17 protein-coding genes are annotated in these 21,566 nt (G+C 44.7%); 11 read left to right on the forward strand and 6 right to left on the reverse strand.

Annotated elements, in window-relative coordinates; all coding sequences use genetic code 11:
- Window positions 1-272: 272 nt before the first annotated feature.
- Together CXF70_RS10810 and CXF70_RS10815 are read right to left on the reverse strand one after the other, a co-directional pair.
- A complete protein-coding gene (locus CXF70_RS10810; protein ID WP_101802677.1) occupies window positions 273-3,446 on the reverse strand; it encodes an efflux RND transporter permease subunit in 3,174 nt (1,057 codons plus the stop codon).
- A 12-nt stretch (window positions 3,447-3,458) separates the two neighbouring features.
- The gene (locus CXF70_RS10815; RefSeq protein WP_101802678.1) at window positions 3,459-4,277 is read right to left on the reverse strand and encodes a TetR/AcrR family transcriptional regulator; all 819 of its coding nucleotides are present in this window, start codon (window positions 4,275-4,277) and stop codon (window positions 3,459-3,461) included.
- 281 nt (window positions 4,278-4,558) lie between these two features.
- Here CXF70_RS10815 and CXF70_RS10820 point away from each other — a divergent pair, with 281 nt between their 5' ends.
- A complete protein-coding gene (locus tag CXF70_RS10820; RefSeq protein WP_101802679.1) occupies window positions 4,559-5,080 on the forward strand; it encodes a GyrI-like domain-containing protein in 522 nt (173 codons plus the stop codon).
- A 361-nt stretch (window positions 5,081-5,441) separates the two neighbouring features.
- Here the strand turns inward: CXF70_RS10820 and CXF70_RS10825 are convergent, their stop codons facing one another.
- On the reverse strand, window positions 5,442-5,909 hold the full coding sequence (locus tag CXF70_RS10825; protein WP_101802723.1) for a competence protein ComK: 468 nt from the start codon (window positions 5,907-5,909) through the stop codon (window positions 5,442-5,444).
- Between the two features lie 239 nt (window positions 5,910-6,148).
- Here CXF70_RS10825 and CXF70_RS10830 point away from each other — a divergent pair, with 239 nt between their 5' ends.
- Both CXF70_RS10830 and CXF70_RS10835 read left to right on the forward strand, forming a co-directional pair.
- The gene (locus CXF70_RS10830) at window positions 6,149-6,652 is read left to right on the forward strand and encodes a sigma factor (protein ID WP_233208612.1); all 504 of its coding nucleotides are present in this window, start codon (window positions 6,149-6,151) and stop codon (window positions 6,650-6,652) included.
- A 106-nt stretch (window positions 6,653-6,758) separates the two neighbouring features.
- On the forward strand, window positions 6,759-8,012 hold the full coding sequence (locus tag CXF70_RS10835) for a sensor histidine kinase (protein WP_233208617.1): 1,254 nt from the start codon (window positions 6,759-6,761) through the stop codon (window positions 8,010-8,012).
- Window positions 8,013-8,066: 54 nt separating this feature from the next.
- Here the strand turns inward: CXF70_RS10835 and uvsE are convergent, their stop codons facing one another.
- On the reverse strand, window positions 8,067-8,948 hold the full coding sequence (gene uvsE / locus CXF70_RS10840) for a UV DNA damage repair endonuclease UvsE (RefSeq protein WP_101802681.1): 882 nt from the start codon (window positions 8,946-8,948) through the stop codon (window positions 8,067-8,069).
- Between the two features lie 98 nt (window positions 8,949-9,046).
- Here uvsE and CXF70_RS10845 point away from each other — a divergent pair, with 98 nt between their 5' ends.
- The gene (locus CXF70_RS10845; RefSeq protein WP_101802682.1) at window positions 9,047-9,535 is read left to right on the forward strand and encodes an SRPBCC domain-containing protein; all 489 of its coding nucleotides are present in this window, start codon (window positions 9,047-9,049) and stop codon (window positions 9,533-9,535) included.
- 196 nt (window positions 9,536-9,731) lie between these two features.
- On the opposite strand, the gene CXF70_RS10850 is transcribed toward CXF70_RS10845, so the two are convergent.
- Together CXF70_RS10850 and CXF70_RS10855 are read right to left on the reverse strand one after the other, a co-directional pair.
- Window positions 9,732-10,166 (reverse strand): hypothetical protein, encoded by a 435-nt coding sequence (locus CXF70_RS10850; RefSeq protein ID WP_101802683.1) that lies wholly within the window; start codon window positions 10,164-10,166, stop codon window positions 9,732-9,734.
- A 148-nt stretch (window positions 10,167-10,314) separates the two neighbouring features.
- The gene (locus tag CXF70_RS10855; RefSeq protein ID WP_101802684.1) at window positions 10,315-11,073 is read right to left on the reverse strand and encodes an NRDE family protein; all 759 of its coding nucleotides are present in this window, start codon (window positions 11,071-11,073) and stop codon (window positions 10,315-10,317) included.
- A gap of 265 nt (window positions 11,074-11,338) precedes the next feature.
- Here CXF70_RS10855 and CXF70_RS10860 point away from each other — a divergent pair, with 265 nt between their 5' ends.
- The 7 genes from CXF70_RS10860 (at window position 11,339) to CXF70_RS10890 (ending at window position 21,562) form a co-directional block, all read left to right on the forward strand.
- Complete coding sequence (locus CXF70_RS10860; RefSeq protein ID WP_101802685.1) at window positions 11,339-13,366, forward strand: EAL domain-containing protein; 2,028 nt, start codon at window positions 11,339-11,341, stop codon at window positions 13,364-13,366.
- Window positions 13,367-13,477: 111 nt separating this feature from the next.
- Entirely contained in the window at window positions 13,478-15,145 is a 1,668-nt protein-coding gene (locus CXF70_RS10865) for a diguanylate cyclase domain-containing protein (protein ID WP_101802686.1), read from the forward strand.
- Between the two features lie 295 nt (window positions 15,146-15,440).
- A complete protein-coding gene (locus tag CXF70_RS10870; protein WP_101802687.1) occupies window positions 15,441-18,746 on the forward strand; it encodes an ATP-binding protein in 3,306 nt (1,101 codons plus the stop codon).
- A 21-nt stretch (window positions 18,747-18,767) separates the two neighbouring features.
- The gene (locus tag CXF70_RS10875) at window positions 18,768-19,463 is read left to right on the forward strand and encodes a response regulator transcription factor (RefSeq protein WP_084244561.1); all 696 of its coding nucleotides are present in this window, start codon (window positions 18,768-18,770) and stop codon (window positions 19,461-19,463) included.
- Between the two features lie 203 nt (window positions 19,464-19,666).
- Window positions 19,667-20,089, forward strand: coding sequence for a DUF4870 domain-containing protein (locus CXF70_RS10880; protein ID WP_233208613.1), 423 nt, complete (start codon window positions 19,667-19,669; stop codon window positions 20,087-20,089).
- Between the two features lie 47 nt (window positions 20,090-20,136).
- The gene (locus tag CXF70_RS10885) at window positions 20,137-20,925 is read left to right on the forward strand and encodes a YveK family protein (protein WP_101802688.1); all 789 of its coding nucleotides are present in this window, start codon (window positions 20,137-20,139) and stop codon (window positions 20,923-20,925) included.
- Window positions 20,867-21,562, forward strand: a complete 696-nt coding sequence (locus tag CXF70_RS10890) for a CpsD/CapB family tyrosine-protein kinase (protein WP_101802689.1) — start codon at window positions 20,867-20,869, stop codon at window positions 21,560-21,562. The genes CXF70_RS10885 and CXF70_RS10890 overlap by 59 nt, the downstream gene beginning before the upstream one ends.
- Window positions 21,563-21,566 lie beyond the last annotated feature (4 nt).

Raw genomic sequence — 21,566 nt, forward strand, 5'->3', positions numbered from 1 at the left:
TTTTTAGTCAATCCGTCGAATTTTTAAGACGTTATAAAAATATAGTTTAATATTTCCAGGCTAAAATTGCTTATTCATTTCCAAAAAATAAAACCACCTATCCATTCCAATCACCTATCAACCCACACTTCAGATTTCCACTCTCCTAACAATCCCCACCCAAAATCACCCCACAAAAACAGGAGCCCTCCGACCGGAGGGCTCCATCAATCCATCATTTGAACTTGAATTTATTCGCATTCTCAACTTCAATCTCTATCTATCTTAAACTCCTACTTAACTTCCTTGCGTCTGAACTTGGCTGTCACTTCATAAACAATCGGTACGATCACCAATGTCAGTAAAGTGGAGCTGATCAAACCGCCGATGACTGTGATGCCGAGTGCCTGGGAGATCAACCCGCCGCCATCGCCTTCTGCGCCAATGGCAAGAGGGATGAGCGCGCCGATTGTCGCCAGCGCCGTCATCAGGATCGGACGTAGCCGCGTGACGCCGCCTTCAAGAAGTGCCTCGCGAGTAGTCAGGCCCGCTTGTTCCATGTGGATGACGCGGTCAATCAGGACAATCGCGTTGGTGACGACGATGCCGATCAGCATCAGGACACCGATCAATGCATTGACACTCAAGGCTTCTCCCGTAATCCATAATGCCACCAAGACGCCGATTACAGTGAATGGCAATGAAAACAGGATGGCAAACGGTGCAAGGGCCCCGCCGAATGTGACAACTAACACAAAATACACAATCGCGATGGCTGCAAGCATTGCAAGGCCAAGCTGCGAGAATGATTCGTTGATCTGTTCAGTGACACCGCCGTGGTCGATGGAAACGCCGGCTGGCAGATCAAGCTCCTCGACTTCTGCATCAATTTCCGTTGTGATTTCAGCTGCGTTATTGCCGAGTACTTCCGCTGACAGGGAAGCGAACATTTGGCCATCACGCCGGTTGATCGTGTCAGGAGATTTTCCTTCTTCGACTTCCATGACATCACCGACTGTAACTGTCGTTCCCAGTGCAGTTGGAATTTCGATGCCGGTTACATCATCGATATCTCCATACTCAGTTTCTTCCGATTCTACATATACGTTGATTTCTTCATCTTCATATTGAACGGTCGTCAAGACAGGAGCTTCGCCCACATCGCTCAGCGCCATGCCGATTTGCGCGGCAGTCAAGCCGTTTTCGCTTAAGGCCTGCTGATCCGCGACTAATGTGAATTGGTCATAGGCTTCAGTCAGACTCGACTCCGTATTTTCCAGTCCTTCATGCTGTTCCATGATCGGCTGGATCTGATCAATGGCTGTCTGGATGTCTTCGATACTGTCGCCGTAGACGAATAATTCAAATCCGCTGGCGCCCATTGCCGCAAAGTCCATGCTGGCCCATTCGCCGGCTTCAGTAGAAGCATTCAAATCGTCGATCAATTTTGTGCTTTCGTCGCTGAAGTTTTCAAAATCCGAATCATATTCGATATAGAATAAAGCGGAATTATCTCCGCCTCCGCCCATCGCAGCCATCGGATTGCCTCCGCCGAGCGAATACTGGTACGAAGTGACACCTTCACGGCCGCTGATTGCGTTTTCCGCTTCGAGTGCGATTGTTTCCACGTCTTCACGTGTCTGTCCGGGTTCAGGGCTATATGTGGCCATGACCATTTTCTGCTCCTGTTCCGGAAGGAAAGTGACACCGATGACAGGCAATAGGAACATGCTAGCGGCAAGCAGCACAGTCGCTCCGCCGAAGGTGATGATCTTATGATTCAATGACCATTCCAGTACGCGTTTATAGCCGGCTGCCATTTTGCCTGGTTTGTGTTCTTTTTTCGAGGTTTTATTGCCATCAAGGGTATTCAATTGCTTGCTGTACATCAAATGCGCCATCATCGGAACAATCGTCACGGCTACAAGCAATGAAGCAGATAAGGCAAAGACCATTGCCAGTGCGAATGGCAGGAATAATTCACCGATCTGTCCGCTGACGAGTGCAAGCGGCAGGAACACCGCAATCGTTACGACAGTGGATGAGAAAATCGGCAGGAACATTTCGCGTGTTGCCTCACGGACCAGCTCTTTGCCGCGCAGTTTTTCACCCGGCAAAGCCATGCGGCGGTAGATGTTTTCAATGACCACAATGGAGTCATCGATAACCCGCCCGATTGCGACAGTCAATGCGCCGAGTGTCATGATATTCAAAGTAATGTCCATTTGGTTCAACAGGAATATTGCCATCAATAAAGACAAAGGAATCGATATGATGGAAATCAGCGTCGTTTTAAAGCTGCGCAAGAACAGCAATATGATGACAACAGCAAATAAGATTCCGAAGAAGGCTTTGCTTAGCATCGTTTCAACTGACTGCTCAATGGGTTCACCCTGGTCAAACGTTGTCGCAACTGTTAAACCATATTCTTCTTCAACATCGGCAATGATGTCTTTGACAGCATTTACAACTTCGACCGTATTGGCATCCGGTGCTTTAACGACGGAGATGCCGATCGACTCTTCACCGTTTGTGCGGGAAATCGATTCCGCTTCACTGATGACTTCGATGTCAGCCAGTTCACTTAGAGCGACAGTCGGAATACCAGCTGCGGCAGGAGTCTGGGGTGCAGCTGGAACTTCCGACGGCGGTGCATTCGGTGTCTGACCGGGAACTGCAGGTGTTTCACCAGGTGCCCCGGCGCCAGGCGTCTGTGCCTGCTGCGGGATTGCCGGAATCTGCAGATTGCGGAGATCTTCGACTGTTGTAATATTGCCATCGATGACCAGATTTTTCACTTCGCCACCGAATTCAGTCAAGCCGAGCGGGAAAGTAAGATTGGACCCCTGGATCAATTGCTGGATCGTTTCTTGTGTCAACCCGTATTGGGCCAGCGCTGTTTCATCGAAAGTCATGCTGACTTTCTGCATGCGCTGGCCGGACACTTGCGCATCAGATAAGCCTTCGACACCTTCAAGCATCGGGAGGACATTATCTTCCACGCTGGCAGTCAATTCTTCCAGTGAACTGCCGGAATCACTGATGCTCAATGCCAATATCGGGAAAGCATCAATACTTAAACGTGAAATCTGTGGTTCATTGGCTGCATCCGGAAGTGAAATTTCCGACAAGGCATCTTCCAATTCGCGCGTGGCTTCATCCATATCCACTTCAAAATCATATTGGACCTGGATCGTTGAAGCGTTCGCCATGGATGTCGATGTCGTCAACTCCACACCATTCATATTCTGGATCCGCTGTTCGAATGGAACAGTGATTTCATCCATCACTTCATCAGGTGCAGCGCCAGGGTAGACGGTTACAACGGTAACTGCCGGCAAAGTGATGCTCGGAATCGATTCCTGCTTCATCGTCAATCCCGCGTAAAGTCCTGCCACGACGACCATGATGGTCAAAATCCAGATGGCGAACTTATTATTTAATGAAAAATCGATAATTTTCTTCAACTATGACACTCCTCAACGATGATTCTTCAATAGAAGAACTTCTTTTTCAATTTGTTTTTCCTGCGACAGATAATCCGTCAGCGCTTCAATGAGAAATTCGCGCGGCTCATCCTGCTGCAGTTCCTGGCGCAATAAATCCAGGGACGCCAGCATTCGTTCCGTGTTTTTCGAATAAAGCTTGATCTTTGTTTCCATATCCCCGAAAAGGCTGTCAATTGAAAAGCCGATGTCGTCCGTTTTCGTGAAAACAGCTTCCATCTCATCGAGCTGCAGAGTGATCGCTTCAATAGAAGAAGCGATGAAACGGCTCAATTTGTCGATGGACAATTGCCTGTTTTCCAGAATGATCGTAATCAGATATTCCTTTTGGATTCCTTCGACTACAGTCGTAAGATCTTCCAAGAACGGCTCGATGCGCTGTCCGAATGCGTCAAGCAGCATTTTCTTGTGGAATTTTGATGATGAACTGCGCATTTCCTGCATCAGGGCTGTCAATTGTTCATTGCCGTCAGTCGGCATATCTTTGAACACCATGATAAAGAAGTCCCTGTCTGCCAAAATACTTTCCAGCTCATACGCCAATTTCTTTGCGAAAGCATTTTTGGGGGAAAGATCTTCTTCGATTTCCAAACGTTCCAACCCTTGCAGCGTCTCCGCCTGATAACGTTTCAAAATACTTACCAGCAAACTTTCTTTGGAATCATAATGCTTGTAGAATGCGCCTTTTGAGATGTCCACGGCATAGGCAATCTCCTGAACCGATGTCTGATGGAAACCTTTTATGGAAAAAAGATGTACCGCCGCATTCATCAATTCCTGTTTTTTATCCATCGGATCCCTCCTTGAAACTATACGGTCACTAAAAGTGACCGATTGGTCATGGGATTAATCATAAAGTTATTAAATGCCGAAGTCAATTTGGTGGAACCGAACAGATATGAAGATTTTGTGACTTAGCTACCGGCTTTTATTGTCAATGAAGTAATTGAATAGAAGAATTCAGGTATTTCTTTAACTGACGGGTTCAGATTCGGCAATGAAAGAATAGTTTCCTGCCAAAAAGGGTAATCCATAAACATAAGAAATGTGGAAACTCAGGAAGGGGACTGCTGATGGCACAAAAACTGTTTGATGATCCGGAAGTGGTGACGAAGGTGGAACAGCCTTATGCCGCGATACCGATAATCAGTGAAGTTTTGGAGCGTGAAGAGATTGCCGCCTTGGTGGAGGAAGTCTACAGCTGGCTCAAACGCAGAAAAATTGAACCGGATGGCAAACCCTTTTGCCGTTATTGGGTGATGGGCGGAGTCGAAGAGAAATTCAATTTCGAAGTTGGCGTCCCTATTGTAAAAATGATTACAGGAGATGACCGTGTTGTGGGGAGCTTCATCCCAGGAGGTTCTTACGCTGCTGCTGTGCATAGGGGATCTGCGGATTATATTGAAGATTCTTCCTATGCATTGGAGAAATGGGCGGAAGATGAAGGACTGGAACTCGATAAGCGCTATGAGGGAGACACGGAAATCTGGAATGGCCGCTTCGAATTCTTTCCGGTTATTCCGGAAAAAGGAGCCATCCTGAATGACGAAGGTATGGAAATAGCATTTCTGCTGATGCGTGACGACGCAGCATGAATTAAAACAGTAAAAAGCACCGTCCCCCTTATATGGGGCGGTGCTTTTTGGCGGGCAAATTTCGGCTAATCGGGCACAGTCGCTTTTCCTTATTGTCCAGACTCCTGTGGCCCAGCTCTTCGGGTCATAAGCCAGCCCAGCTGCATGGCAAAAGACGCCATTTCGCTGGTCTGTCTTATGCCTTTCAGAGCTTAACGGGCACAGTCGCTTTTCCATGTCCAGACTCCAACGGCCAGCTCCTCGAGTCGTAAGCCACTTTGGCTGTGCGGCTGAAAAGACGCCGCTTCGCCAAATCGTCTTACGCTTGTCGGAGCTGAGCGGCCGTTTCCGCTTTTCTTTGCTATTTCCCAGGAAATATCCCTTAATTTTTATGCCTGGCTCTGGCAGTCGTATAGAAATACAGCATATCGGTCATGCGCATCCTTTGCTTTTTCAGGATGTTCATCGAGACGTTCACATCAATATGTATGTTCCACTGGTCATAATGGATACGGGTTCTGTTCTGGCCCAGCGATTCGAACCGGTTGTCATGATTCAGGATCCAGACACAGTCAGGATGTGTCGGCGAATGCGTAGGGTAACCCGATAACCCTTCCCATATGAATAAGGTGATTTTTTTATAATGCTTCAGATTGTGCCGATTCGCTTGGATGCGGCCTTCATAAGTTGATGCGGACAGCATGCATGCTTTATCAATCAGCGACAGAACCGAGTCGCGTGAATAATACACGCCATGCTTCGTTACAATTTTTGATTTCCGTTCAGTTTCAAATGCGGATAGAACGAATAACACGGATTGATCGATAAAGTATTCATTTTGTCTCTCCAACAACTCACACCTCTTTCTGATTACATGAAAATTCTACCATTCAAAAGTTTTCCAAGCAATACCATTTATCAGAAAATAGTATGTTTTTTGACAATTCGTTTGAGTAAACAAAAAGTTTCCGTATCTTATACTCACAGTTTGGCTAGAGCAAACTGTTTTCCGAGTGATTAGCTATAAAAAATAGTCTGCACTATTCTGTACTTACCCGGGAATAACCGAACGTTTAAAAGGAATAAAACATGGAAGAATTTATTGGAATGGACGATTTTGATAAAGTGGAAGCGCAATACGCGCCGATGATTTCAGCGCTGATCCGTAAGATGCATATCTACCGTGACCATGAACTTTACCGGCAGGTCGGTAAAGTGGCGCTTTGGCAAGCATGGCTGCGGTTCGACGGGGAGAAGGGGGATTTCACGCCGTTTGCTTTCAGAACGGTGCATGGTGCCCTGTTGGATGAATTGTCGCGTGAAGGCAGATATGCAAAATTATTCAAGTTGTCGGATGGCGGTGATTTTGATGAGCTGGAAATGCCGATATATGACGATAAACTGCCAGAATGGGTGCAGGAGATTCCTTTGAAAGAGAAGGAATGGAATTTATTGAAGGAATTATTCGTTGAGGATAAAGCAATCAGGCAGCTGGCGGAGCTGTACGGTATTTCCGTAGCAGGCATGAAAAAGAAGAGAGCCCGTCTGCTGGAGAAGATTAAGGAAAGTGAAGCATTCCTGAACCGCGATTAAAAGGCGGACAATATTTATTTGCGGAAAAAAGTTTCTTGTTCAATAAATTCATGTATAATAAATTCCGCATAAGCCCTTACGAAAGCAGGTGGAAGTTTTGTTCGAAATGATGACCGGCATGATCAATAATATATTCTTCATCATTTTCCCGATTGTGCTGTATCAGATGATGGCGGGGGCTGGGAAACGGAATTTCTTTGTCGATTATCGCATAACAATGACCATACTGTTTTCGATATCCATCATATTATGTATGGTTTTCCCTTATCAATTCCTGACAGATGAATATATATTCGATTTGCGGCAGGTACCGATGATTGTCGGCGCATTATATGGCGGACCCGTCATTTCAGCAGTCCTGTTTCTCGTTTCGGCGATCGGGCGGATCCTTATCGGCGGTGATGGGATGTATATCGCCATCCTTAACCAGTTTATAATTGCAGCCGGCGTGCCGTTTATCCGTCCAGCATATATACGGATGGGCCGCGGAATGAAAGTCGCGACTGTTTTCATCATTTCCATCCTTTCTTTGTTGTTCAATATGTTCGCGGGTTTCCTTTTGTTCGGGGATCCGATACATGACATCATCGGCATCTGGCTCATGCTGATGCTCAACCAGGGATTGTTGATTGTTCTGACAGCATTGCTGATCGAACACATTGTCCGGCAGGAATTATTGCTGAATACATTAATGAAACATGAAAAGCTTGAAAGTGTGAGCCATTTTGCGGCAGCGGTTTCCCATGAATTGCGGAATCCGATGCAAAGTATCAAAGGGTTCATCCAGTTGATGCAGGCTTACGATTACAGCCGCGACAAGCAACTGGAGTTTCATGAAACGATTCTCAGCGAAATTAACGCAGCGGAAGGGCTGATTGATGATTATCTGATTTACGCCAAGCCGGTGTACGGGGAGCTTGACCGTATGTCAGTCAACGATGAAGTGTGCGGTGTGATGAAGCTCTTGCGTCCTTATGCCAACAGTTTGGATGTCGAGCTGTTCTGTCATCCTGCAGAAACGGATATTTATATCCGCGGGGACCGGCAGAAATTCCGGCAGGCGATGGTCAATATCATTCGCAACGGCGTGGAATCCATGCCAAATGGCGGGGATGTCATCGCTCGCATTAAGGTGCAGCCGGCAAAAGTGGCCGTGGAAGTGGCAGACCGGGGAGTAGGCATGACAAAAGAAGAAGTCGAGCGTTTGGGTGAGCCGTATTTCTCGAATAAAATCAAAGGGACTGGCCTGGGCATGATGGTTACATACAGCGTCATCCATCAGATGAAAGGCACCATCATCGTCAACTCTGAAAAAGGATTGGGCACCGTATTCAAATTAGTGTTCCCAAGGTTGGATTAAAACGAAAAAACCGGCTGAGAAAAGTGAATTTTCTCAGCCGGTTTTTTTGTTCCGTTAATTATCAGCTTTTTCTTTCAGCAGCTTAACAAATGGCAGGACAGACTTCTCTTTCATTTTAGCCTCGAACATGATGTCGGCATCAGTACCGCCGAGCAATGTCAGCAGCTCTTCGAAATCACGCTCGGACACGAGGTCATGGTGCCGAAGGTCAGTGAATCCTTCCTTACCCGTACTGATGTGGATTTTCGGTGTCCCGTAGCCTTCCCAGGTTGCTAATATTTCCGCGAAATCAACAGCGGTGCCATCATTATTGCAATTGTGATGATGAATATCGAAACAGATAGGGACTCCGCAAAGTTTGTGGACATCCAAAACATCACGTATCGTAAATGTTTTGTCATCATTTTCAAGGCGAATCCGTTTCCGGATCCGTTCAGGCAATTGCATATATGTATCGGCGAATTGCTGTTTCGCTTTTTCCTTATCACCATATGCGCCGCCTGTGTGGACGATGATGTCGTTGCCGCCCATCAGCGTAATGAGCTTTTCATGATAATCCAGATCCTGTATGGATTTTTCGACCACTTCCGCTTTAGGTGAATTCAGCACCGTATACTGCCCTGGATGAACAGACACCCGCATCTGATGGGTCTCGACAATATCCCGTATTTGCCCGGCAATAAAAAGGAAGTCCGGATCTTCCCACCAGATCCAGTCATTTACCGGGTGCGTGGAAAGTGGCACAATCGAACTTGATGCCCTGTAGAAATAAATATCATTGGCCAGATTCCAATTGATGATATCCAATGTTGTCTGCATATTCTTCAGCGTCAACTCTTTGATTTTACCGACACCTTCCGCTTCAGCTGTCGCCACCCGTAATGTCCGGAAAACTGTCTTCAATTCTGTATTCATGCATGCATACCCTAATCTCATTCGATTCAACTCCTCGAACTATGTATACCCCGATCTCCGTTACATTATCCGTGCCTGAGGGTATACTTAATAAAAATTAGAGATGGAGGGTCTATTGCATGAGAGCAGAAATTACACAGATGGCCAAAGGATATAAAGCGGTATTTGAGCGCGAATTGGCACACGGGTCCGATAAAGTTTGGAGCATGCTGGCCGATAACAGCCGTTTGAAACTTTGGTTCGATGAACTGCGGATCGCAGAAGCGGGTGAGGACGGCAAAATGGTTTTTGATATGGGGGAAGGCAATAATGAGGAATTGGCAATCACTGATTATGAGGAAGGGCGAGTCCTTGCATTTGAGTGGTGGGATGACCGTGTGCGTTTTGAAGTGACAGAGGAAGATTCCGGCAAAACGCGATTGCGGCTTGTGGAAACAATCGACCGCATCACTTCCCAAACTGCCAAAGATCTCGCCGGCTGGCATGTCTGTCTGGATGTGATCGAAGCGATATTGGATGAAGAAGAGATAAATCGTGAGGAAGAGTGGCAGCATTGGCATGAAGAATATAAACGTCTGCTCGACAGCATGACTGTTGAATTCGAATAAAAACAATTGAGGTGCCCGGCCATTGTGATGGACGGGTTTTCATTTGGATTAATTTTCCATTTAAATTTGTCGAGGTGCGGAAATTGGTCCACGAGGTGCGGAGAAAGCGTTTTGAGGTGCGGTTATCGAAGTTTGAGGTGCGGTCAGCCGATTTCCACACAAAAAAAAGGAACCTGCAGAAGGTTCCTTTTCGATCTCACTTGGTCTTAGCCTCCGCCACATCAGTTTTATGGAAACTGTCGAGCAACACATAGCCGAATACAATACCGGCTGTATAAGCGATGGTAGTCAGACTCGTTTGGCTAGTCATCATGAAAGAAGGGATCGCAGCTCCGATGGAAGTGTATGGCAAAAAAGTCATCACAACAAAATAGAGAGAGGGAACGCCGACAGCGAGAAATTTAAACCAGTCGAATCCTCTGAACTTCTGCTCCTTCCTTTCCAGCAGAAATCTTGGAAGTCGCATCAGGAAACCAAGTATGACAGGGAATATGGCTACAAATAAGACCCGTGGAAACAGCTCGTAGGTTTCTCTGGCGGTTTCAACAATATTTGCCTCAATAACTGTACCGATATATACGATGAAAACAATCGCTAATGTCCATGCGAAATAATACACAAACCTTTTCAAATGACTCACCCCCTATATGATTTCAATCTATAAACAGCTTATATAGAAGGTACGGATTAAAAGTCAGATAGTTTCACTGTTATGCAGATTCATCAGAATCTTATAAAATTTATTCTTTTAACGTTCAAAAGTATCCGGTAACCAAAAGTTATACAGCGCTGAAATCAAATACCTGCTGGCTGGCGAATTCGCCTTTTTCATAGACCCGTTCAGCGAATGTGAAATTATTATCATGATCTACAAGCAGGACAGTTGCTGAACGAGTTCCATAATCAGGCGTCCGGATGAATATTGGGGACAGTATACGTTCAAATTCCAGACCGACTCCCGTTACAGGCAAATGAGGATCCGCCGCTTGTTCTGCATCCCGCAGTATTTCAAACAAATCGTCCGGGTCTGCTTCCGTTCTGCCATTCAAGTAATTTGCCAGGCGTGATTTGCCTTTCTCGACTTTTGGCCAGGGTGTATTCAGAAAATGGTTGCTCAAGCCGTGTGTTCCGGCCGTTACTTCGATTATTTGCTGTTCAAGATTATTATAATAGAACAGTTTTTCCGTATCGCCCAGAAGTACATTGAAACCGGTGTACGCATCCGGTTTCAGCGTCTTTAAAAAAGCTTGAGGTGCCAGATCGGAAGCAAGAAAATCCTTGACCAACGCTCCCCGGGAGATTTTCCCCTTTTCAGGGAGAGATGGATCACGGAAATTGGTCAAGGCGGCAAAACGTCCGGACTTTGTTACACCAAGCCAAGTCCCCATTTGCAATAGATCGCGTCCAGCCAGGATATCGGGTTGATCTTCCCAAAAATGGGCCTCTTGGGCTGGCCGCCCATAAAATTCATCGCGATTCGCGGCAACGACCAATTTGTACTTAGGATGCTGTTTATATTGAAAGTTGATCAGGCACATTGAGCCCGCCTCCTTTTTATTTACATTATATAGAAATGGTGAAAAAGATGACAGTTGGGAAACTCCCGTAGAATCATTGCTGGAAAATCATTAACCGCAATTTAATTGAATATAATAAATTATACAGATTAATAGGTAAAACTAACCGTTCATTTTATTTATTTAAGGTATATAATTACTATTCACGTTATATTTTACAGATTTATCTACTTTCAAAAATCTATCGATAATAGAATTCCTGCCAAGGATATGGGAGTGTGCAAAAGTGGAGAGCAAAACGGATGAAATCCAAGAATGGTTTGATAAAATCGATGATTTACTGGTCGTCATAGATAATAAAGGCGAAATCGTCAGAGTCAACCAGGGATGGATTGATTATTGCGCGAATAATAATTTGGATCAGAAGATAATTCAAGGTGCTGAGGATTATCTGGAATTACTGAATCAGAGCAGCAATGCCGAAGCGGCTGACACGATTAAAGAAATCCTGGAGCTGGAAATTCCTGAATACAGCACACATTTTCATTATATGGATAAAGATGGCGACAAGTTATGGTTCGAAGTGAAAATCAAGACGGTAAAGCTGGATTCAAATGAGCCTGCGGGTGCTGTAATTTTCCACACCCCCCTAAAAGGAAGCGGCATTCAATCGATCACTGTTGAAACTGTTCTGGAAAGTATGACAGATGGCTTTTACTTGTTGGACGACCAATTAAGATTCAATTATATAAATGAAGTTGCCGAAAAAATCATTGGACGAAAACGCGATGAGATTCTTGGGCTTACGGCTCATGAAGTGTTTCCGAAGTTAAAAGGAAGCAATCTGGAGCACCAATTGCTGACCGCTTTACGGACAAAGGAACATATGGAATTTGATGAGAACTTCAGCAATTACGATGGCTGGTCCCACATAAAACTCATACCGCTTAAAAACGGTGGATTGGCGATATATTTCCAGAATATTGAGCAGCAGAAAAAACTGGAAGAAAAACTGACTGAGTTTGCTTATTACGATTTTTTGACGGGTCTGCCAAACCGCAGAAAGATGACAGAAATCGCGTTTTCCTTAAAAGAAAGGAAAAAGAAGTTTTCTTTCTTCTATATCAACCTCGATAATCTGAAATTCATCAATGCCCTCTATAATTATGCATCCGGCGATAAAGTGGTGGTCAGTGTGGCAGAGAGGCTTCAATCCTTGTCAGATCACCGTTGCCACGTAGGCAGGCTGGAAGGCGACGAGTTTATTGTCATCCGCGAATCCGCTCCTGGTGAAAGACTCGAGATATTCGCGGAAAAATTAATGGACCTTTTCAAAGATCCTTTTATGCTGGCAGATTTTCAGTCGGCTTATGTTACAGCGAGTATCGGCATCGCCTGTATCCCTTTTGATACCGAACGGCTGCGTGATCTTGTGGCTTTCGCCGAAACGGCCATGTACGAAGCGAAGAAAGAAAAGGGTTCTTCGTATTCCTTCTATCGCCCGAAGATGCGGTCGCAGCGGGAGCGGAGGGTTTTGATCGAAAAAAGTCTGATGGGATGCCTCGAGGATTCGGGGTTCTATTTTACAGTGCAGCCCCAAATATCAGGCGGCGGCATCAACCTGTCCGGCATTGAAGTGCTTGCCAGATGGAAGCACCCGGTGCTTGGGGAATTATCGCCTCTCGAATTCATAGAAGTCGCTGAACAGTCGGGCACGATCGCACATTTGACTACGCATCTGCTGCACGAAGTTTTAAAAGTGATCAAAGACTGGGAGCAGCTATACGGCTGGAACATTAAAACGGCGATCAACATGACGCCTTCACTGCTCGCCAATACGGTATTTTTTGAAGAGTTTTTCAATCTCCTTGAGCATTATGGGGTATGCCCATCCCTGCTTGAAGTCGAACTGACTGAACATGCCGAAATGGCCTATTCGGAAACGACTATGAGAAACCTTGAACTGTGCAGGGAAAAAGGGATTTCCATTGCCATCGATGATTTCGGCACAGGTTTTTCGATGATTTCTTATCTGACCCAATTTCCAATCAATAAAATCAAGATTGACAGGTATTTCATCCGCCAAATCGGAGAGGACGCCAAATCAGAGGCGGTGCTGAAATCACTTATCCATTTGGCTCAAAGTATTGAATGTGAATTATTGGCAGAAGGGGTAGAAAGACCTGAGGAAGTTTTGTTCCTAAAAGAAAATTCCTGTACTGTATTTCAAGGGTATTATTACGATAAACCCTTACAGGTCAAAGATTTTGAACGAAAATACCTCTCTGACCTCTCTTTTTCTTCTCAAAAATAAATGTTTTTTTAATGGGTCTAAAGATTTATTTCATAAAGAAATCTGTTAAACTGTTAGTAGAGATAGAGACAGTGAATTTGAACACATCAGCAGGGGTATGGGGGTAGTTACATGATTCAGGATGCATCGAAGTTATCATTAGAAAAAGCCTTGATGGACGGGGTCCAGGAAATGGTTTTCATTGTCCGCATTGACGAGGGGAAAATGATTTACGAGTTTGTAAATCAGTCGGCAATGAAGAAAACCGAATTGGATGAATCTGCTGTTGGAAAAACCTTCCACGAAACACAGTCTCACGAATTGGCTGAACGCGTGTATTTACAATATAAGAATGTGCTGGAAAGCGGATGTGAAACCATCTATGAAGACAGTTACGTGGATCCGGAAGGACAATTGCGGTTTTCGAAGACCCGGCTCACTCCCATGTTCGGTGAAGATGGCGTCTGCAGCCATATTGTTAGTGTCGTCCAGGACATCACGAATGAAGTGGAAGCCAAGCAGGAAAGCGTCGAAGCATGGAAAAGCCTTGAAGAAAGCCGGTCCTACTATCATTCACTCTTTGAACATAACGCAGATGCTATCCTGACATTGGATTTGAAAGGGCATATCAAAGGAGCCAATCCGGTTGTCCAGAATCTCAGTAAGCTGCCATTGGATGAGTTGAATGGACGGCGGGTGCTGGATTTTGTCGTGCCTGAAGACCGCAGGAAAACATTAAAGAATTTCCGGAAAGCGAAAAAAGGAATTTACACGAATTTCCGGGTAACGATTAATCAAAAAGATAATAATCGTCTCGGTGCATTGGTCAAATTCATTCCCATCAAGATTCAGGAAGTGACTACCGGCTTCTATGTGATCCTGAAGGATATGCGTGAACTTGACCAGATGGTCGAGCTCTATATGGAAAGTGAAAAGAACTTCCGGATTATCGCAGAGAATGCGAACGATGTCATCATTCTCATCAACCATCGGAAAGAATATCTGTATATTTCTCCTTCCCTTGAAGATATTTTTGGATATTCTCCTGAAGAATATGAAGACAAAGAGCCGTTTCACAATGTACATCCCGAAGACCTTGAAAAATTATACGGCACTTTAAGTGCTGCGATCAGAAGCGGTGATATATGCAAAATGCGTGTCCGTGTCGGTCATAGGGATGGGCACTGGATCTGGTCTGAATTGCACGGCACGCCTGTATTTGAAAATGACGGAAATTATAGCCATATGGTGATGATTGTCCGTGATGTATCCATACAAAAGGATTATGAAACAAAATTGGAGTTTTACGCTTACCACGATCCGTTGACAGGGTTGCCGAATCGCCGCTATTTCCAGGAATCGCTTGAAAAGGCATTGGCCGACTATCACGCTGGCGGCGATAATTTCGCGGTGCTTCTACTTGATATCGACAAATTCAAAGGCATCAACGATAAATGGGGACATGAAACTGGAGATGCGGTCATACGTGAATTTGGAAACAGGCTGAAAGCAGGCATCTATAAAGATGATTTGGCTGCCCGGCTCGGCGGCGATGAGTTCATCGTCTTGTTGCCAGGCGTTGACTCTGTAAGATCCGGAGAGCTCGTCATGAATAAAATCAGGCAGGCAATGATGCGTGAATGGCAACTGGATGATACCGTTCTATCAGTTTCCACAAGCATAGGCATGACAATGCCGGATGAACATTCGACTTTATCGTCCATACTTAAAGAAGCAGATAAGGCGATGTACGAAGAAAAGAATTTAAAAAAGCAAAAAATGAACATAGACCGTCTCTAGGCATGATGCCTTGGGACGGTTTATTTTTTTGGAAAAAAATGAAAAAATAGATAGGATTAAAGTATTATTAGAATTTTCTGATTAAAAAATATTCACAATACATGAGCTTAATGGTATGATAATCATAATTATAATGCCTACTAAATTACCATAAAATGTATCTAATAATTTATAAATATTTCCGTTAAAGTATCCGAAAACCAGTAATACAGGGCATGAAAGGCACTAGATAAAATTAACTGGAAATTACTGTATTGAATTATTTGAATTTTTAGATAGTTGAGGTGTTTAGTATATGGAAAGATTTTATACAAAATATCCAATTGCGATAAAAATATTTCTGGCGATGCTGCTTTTATTGCTTTTAGCAGAGCCCGGAAAGGAAAGAGCGCAGCCCGCGACGGTGGATGGGGCAATTGTTTTGACCGATTCACTTGATAAAGTGCATATCGATCAGTCCATTTTCACTATAAAAGATCCTCAAAATGCCTACACTATAGAAGAAGTGGCTGTTCCTCCGATTCAATGGAGTTTTATGCCTAATGATAGTGGCATATTCAATAAGGGATTTACGGATTCTTCCTATTGGATTCAGTTCAATATTGTGAATCGGTTGTCCAATAGTAATTGGCTGCTCGAGTTGCCGGTTCCTATGCTGGAGCAGGCAACCCTGTATTCACCTTCAGAGGATGGCTCTTTTGCTGTCAATGAAATAGGCAGAGGGGTTCCGATGGATGAGAGGGAGTATTATCATCGGAATCTGGTTTTCAATCTGGATTTTGCGGAACAGGAGGAATCCACTTTCTTTTTGAAGGTCGTATCAGACGGGCCTTTGCAGCTTCCCCTTACAATCTGGGAAAGGGAAGCCTTCCAAGCGCAGACGCGGTCGATGACTGCATTGACAGGATTGCTGGCAGGTATGGGCATCGTGCTTTCAATCTACTATTTAAGCCAATTCGTAAGACATCGGCAGCGGGTCTATCTCTATTTTCTTCTTTTCGCTGTTTCAGTGTCGTATGGCCTTTCTGCTATGTCAGGATTGACTTTATCCTATATTTGGCCGGAACATTCCTGGCTGGATGGAGCCCTTGTCTATGCAAGCATCGGCATCACGAGTATTTTTGCATTGTTGTATACAGAGAGTTTCCTGGATACCAGACGACATTTTCCTGCATCAAGAAATCTTATCAAAATTCTGGTGTGGTTTAATGTGGCACTGATCGCACTCCTGTTCTTTTCTTTTGATGTCATTCGAATGATCTTGCCGCTGTCAGTGGTCGCCAGCGGCATACTAATGCTTGCAGTGTCGGCCGCCAGCTGGAATAAAGGGATTAAATATGCCCGTTATTATACAGCGGGTTCGATTTTGTTCCTGTTGGGGGCTGGCACAGCGATTTTCCAATTATTCGGTGTTGCCGCGCTGAATATGGAAGCGAAAAATTCGGTCTACCTATCGATAGGAGCATCTGTTTTCCTGTCGGCGCTTTCCCTGTCAGATAAAGAAGCCGCCAGAGTAAACGACAAGCTCAAAAGAGAAAAGAAAGCGATTGAACGGCAGCGTTTGGCGATGGAGTCACTGAAACACGCCAACGAGCGGAAAGATGAATTGCTGGCCATCACTTCACATGGCCTTCGGACTCCTTTATACGGCATGATCGGTATCGCTGAAACGCTCCAGGAAAATAACGCTGGAAGAATTTCGCCCGCTATGAACCATCAATTAGGAACGATTGCGGAAAATGGCAAAAAGCTTGCCCATATGATCAATTCGATTCTGGATTTCTCAAAACTGAAGCAGAATTCATTGGATATTCACGTTGAACCGGTGAAAATCCATAAACTGACTGAGAATGTATTGGAAATTTGCAGGCCGCTCGTAAAAAATGATGCCGTTCGCCTGTACGAAACTGTACCGCATAATCTGCCTGAAGCGATTGCGGATCCGGATCGATTTCAGCAGATTCTTTATAATCTTGTTGAAAATGCAATCAATTATACAGATACAGGGGAAATTGTCATTTCAGCAAAAAAATCCGGTAAACAGATATTGGTGTCTGTACGTGATACCGGAAAAGGAATCGAACAGGAAAAATTGCCGACTCTCTTTGAAGCGTTCCATAAATCAGAGGAAGAAAAGAAAGGCCACAAAAGAGGGACCGGCATTGGTTTGAATATCACGAAACGATTAGTGGAGCTTCATGGAGGCTGGCTGAAAGTCGAATCGTCTGCCGGGACAGGATCCACTTTCAGCTTTACATTGCCTGTGTATTCTCCGAAAGAAACTGAAGCCGCCTCACAGCCGGAAATACAGGCTGTGGAAGAACTGAGTGCATCGGAAATCACTGAGACTGTGACTGCCCGGCGTAAAAGGGGAAGCCAGATACGTGCGCTGGTAGTAGAGCATGAAGAAGTCAACAGGCAAATGCTGATTTATCAATTGGAACAGGAAGGTTATTCCGTTTACGGCGCCAGCGGAGGGATAGAAGCCATCCGCTTATTGGAACAGCAGCCGATTGATCTGGTGATCCTGGACTGGTCGCTCGAAGATATGAGCGGAGATGAATTATGCAGACATATAAGAAAAGATTATACATTAACAGAACTGCCGATCCTGATGCTTTCACAAAGAGAAGGATTGAGGGAAAAGACGGAAGCATTTACAGCCGGAGCCAATGATTACCTTTTGAAGCCATGTGATAAAGAAGAATTTTTACTGCGGGTGGATACGCTGGCGAATCTGCGGACGTTGACACAGGAAATCACCAGTCTGAATTATTTCCTGGAGCGGAACGTCAAAGAACGGACAATGGCACTTGAAATTACGAATATGAACCTGGTTACTGTAAACGACGAAATCCAGGAAATCGAAAAATCCCGCAATGAAATGCTGTCGACGATATCGCATGAACTGGGTACACCTATTACACTCATTCACAGTTACATCCAGGCGGTCAAAGAAAGCATCATCGATGAAAAAAATCCGAAATACCTGGATATGATACACAATAAATTATTGATGCTGGAACGGCTGACGGAAGATTTGGTGGAGCTTGCAAAATATAAGTCAGGCAACATGACATTGCGCTTTGAGAGTGTCCGCATTGAAGATTGGCTGGAGAGGCTGATCCAAGGCATGGAGGCGGATGTAACGCAAAGCGGCCGGATATTCGAATATGTCGAAACCGGAAGGGAAGAATGGCAGGAAAATTATATTTTATCGATAGACGTGAATCGGGTGGATCAGGTATTTTCTAATATTCTTTGGAATGCCGTTAAGCATACTTCATCGATTGACGGGAAAATTTCCATCAGCACCGAGATTATCAGGCGCGGAAAAGAAGGTGCTGTCCTTGAACAAGAGGACTTCGACGGTGAAGTGATCATCAAAGTATCCGATACGGGAAACGGTATACCCGAAGATGTACTGCCGCATGTTTTTGACAGATTCTTTAAAATGGATGTTCCCAATAAGCAGCAGGGAAGCGGTTTGGGTCTCGCAATCGCTAAAGAAATCATTCTTTCGCATAAAGGTGAAATATGGGCTGAAAGTGAAATGGGGAAAGGGAGCACATTCTTTATTGCATTGCCTTTGACGATTTAAAAGACTTACAGGAGGGATAACATGAGCGAAGCCACTGTATTGATAGTTGAGGACGAAGAAGGCATCCGTGAATTGATCCGCTTATTTCTGATAAAAAAAGGATATCGCATCATTGAGGCTGAAGATGGTTATGAAGCGATGGACCAATTGACGAAAGAAGATGTGGATTTGATCCTATTGGATATAGAAATGCCCGGAATGAATGGCCTGAAAACGTGTGAACAGATCCGTTTGCAGACTAAAGTGCCAATCCTGTTCGTCAGTTACCTGAAAGATCTGAACCACAAGATTCAGGGATTGGAGGCAGGAGGCGATGATTATATCACCAAACCGTTCGACTTCAATGAACTCGAAGCCCGTATTAAGGCAATTCTTCGGCGCAATGGCTGGTCCAGCGGGGAAGAGGAAAAACTGGCGGTGCTTGAATACGATGATCTGCAAATCCATCTTGATGCCAGGGAACTATATGTCGCTGGCAAGCCGGTGAAGTTATATCATAAGGAATTTCAGCTCCTGTTACTGCTGGCACAGACACCGAACAGGGTATGGACGGCTGAACAATTATATGATCACGTATGGGGCTATTATTCAGAAGGCGATATACAGACCGTCAAAGTCCACATCAGCAATCTGCGGAGAAAAGTGGAGAAGGATCCTGCCAAACCGATCTATATCCATACTGTCAGAGGGTTCGGCTATAAGTTTACAGCTCAATGAATAAATAATGGACAACTGAATACAGAATAAAAATAAGCTGAGGATGACTGATCCTCAGCTTATTTTTATTGGGTCGGCTGTTTTTTATCCGAGTTTTTCTAAGTTGTTAGAATTATTAATCTAATTTAACTTGATTTTAACCTTGCCTATTTAGTATTGGCTCTAATGAATGAGGAAAAATGTGAGATAAAGGAGGAACTATAGTGATTGAAAACAACTTTAAGCTTCCTGAAGAAAAACGGATTCAGAATTTTGAAAGCCAGACTGTATTCAAACCGTCCCAGCATGCCGACATCAGAATTCCAGCTGAAACATCACTTGGACTGTCGGAAAATATTGCAGGTTCACTCACTTATTTATTCGGCTTCGTTTCAGGGTTCATCATGCTGCTGGTGGAGCGGGAAAATCATTTTGTCCGTTATCATGCGCTGCAATCTATTTATATTTCGATTGTATTTGTCAGCGCATATCTGCTGCTTGGGATGGTGCCCATCATCGGCTGGTTCTCAAGCATGTTCCTGGCGCCCGCGGGACTCGTTCTGTGGATCATCCTGATGTTGAACGCATATAAAGGGAAGTACTCGAAAATGCTGTATATAAGTGATTTCGCAAACAAACAGCTATGACCGGGCCGCGTGATTTTTAATTCAAACTGAAACCAGAGGTGCATATGATGAAGAACCCATTGAACATTTTGGAAGTATTGAAAAGCATCAAAAAAAGGATTCCGCTGATTCTGTTATTGGTTATCACTTTTGTGGCAGCAAGCGGGGCCATCAGTTACAGCTTGATGAAGCCGGTGTACCAGGCATCCACCCAGATATTGATCAATCAGAACAACACGGCCGCCCAGGAATACACCACCCAGGACATCAATACGAATCTTCAATTGATCAGCACCTATAACATCATCATCAAAAGCAAAACGATTTTGAATCAAGTCATTGCAGAACTTGATCTGGATGAAAATTACCAGTCTCTGAGCGATAAGATTACGGTCAGCAATATCGAAGGCACCCAGATCCTGACCATTGATGTCGTTGATGCGAGTATGGCTGATGCGGTCCTGATTGCAAATGCCACAGCATATAAATTTCAGGAAGCCATCCCCAATCTGATGAATGTGGACAACGTCAGTATACTTGACGAAGCGGTTGCTATGCCGGCACCTGTGCCTGTCAGACCTGATCCTGTGATGAACATGGCGATTGCTGCAGTCCTTGGCCTCCTTTTCGGAGCAGGGTTGTCAATCCTGATCGATCAGCTCAACACTACTGTCCGCACAGAGGAAGACATCGAAGAAATCCCGGGTCTGCAAGTCCTCGGCATCGTCAGCAGGGTGACTGACGCAAAAAGCAGTAAGAAATCGGAAGAAAGTTATATAGGAAGGGAGATGGAACCGTATGTCGAACAAGAAAAAATCCAGCCGGCTAACAGCGCGAAAATTGGTGGTACGTACTAATCCGCATTCAATCTCAACTGAGCAGTATCGCACCATCCGGACGAATATCCTTTTTTCCATGCCGGCGGATGATATGAAAACTATTCTTTTCACATCTCCATCAAAGGAGGAAGGCAAATCGACGACTTGCTCGAATATGGCGGTCGTCTTCGCAGAATCAGGAAAAAGAGTGTTGATGATCGACGCGGATATGCGCCGCCCGACTTTGCACCATACTTTCCACATGAGCAATAAATCAGGCCTTTCGAATCTGCTGCTGGGCAAAGGCCGCCTGTCGGATACGATTAAAATGAGCGGGGTTAAAAATTTGGATTTATTATTATGTGGGCAAATTCCAGGTAATCCGGCTGAACTGCTGCAGTCTGCTGAAATGGATATCCTGCTCAAAGACCTTAGAGAAATGTATGATCTTATACTTATTGATTCACCGCCGCTTCTGGCGGTGGCTGATTCGAAAATACTGGCCAATAAATGTGATGGTTCAGTGCTTGTCGTCAATACCGGCAAAACGGAAAAAGCCAGTGTTGTGAAGGCGAGGGATGCCTTGGTTACAGCAAAAGCCTTTGTGCTCGGAGTCGTTTTGAATAATTTCGATTTAGCGAAAAACCATTTATATTACCAGAACTACGGCAGTTAGTCCG

This window comes from Planomicrobium sp. MB-3u-38, from assembly GCF_002836425.1.
GTDB lineage: Bacteria > Bacillota > Bacilli > Bacillales_A > Planococcaceae > Planococcus > Planococcus okeanokoites.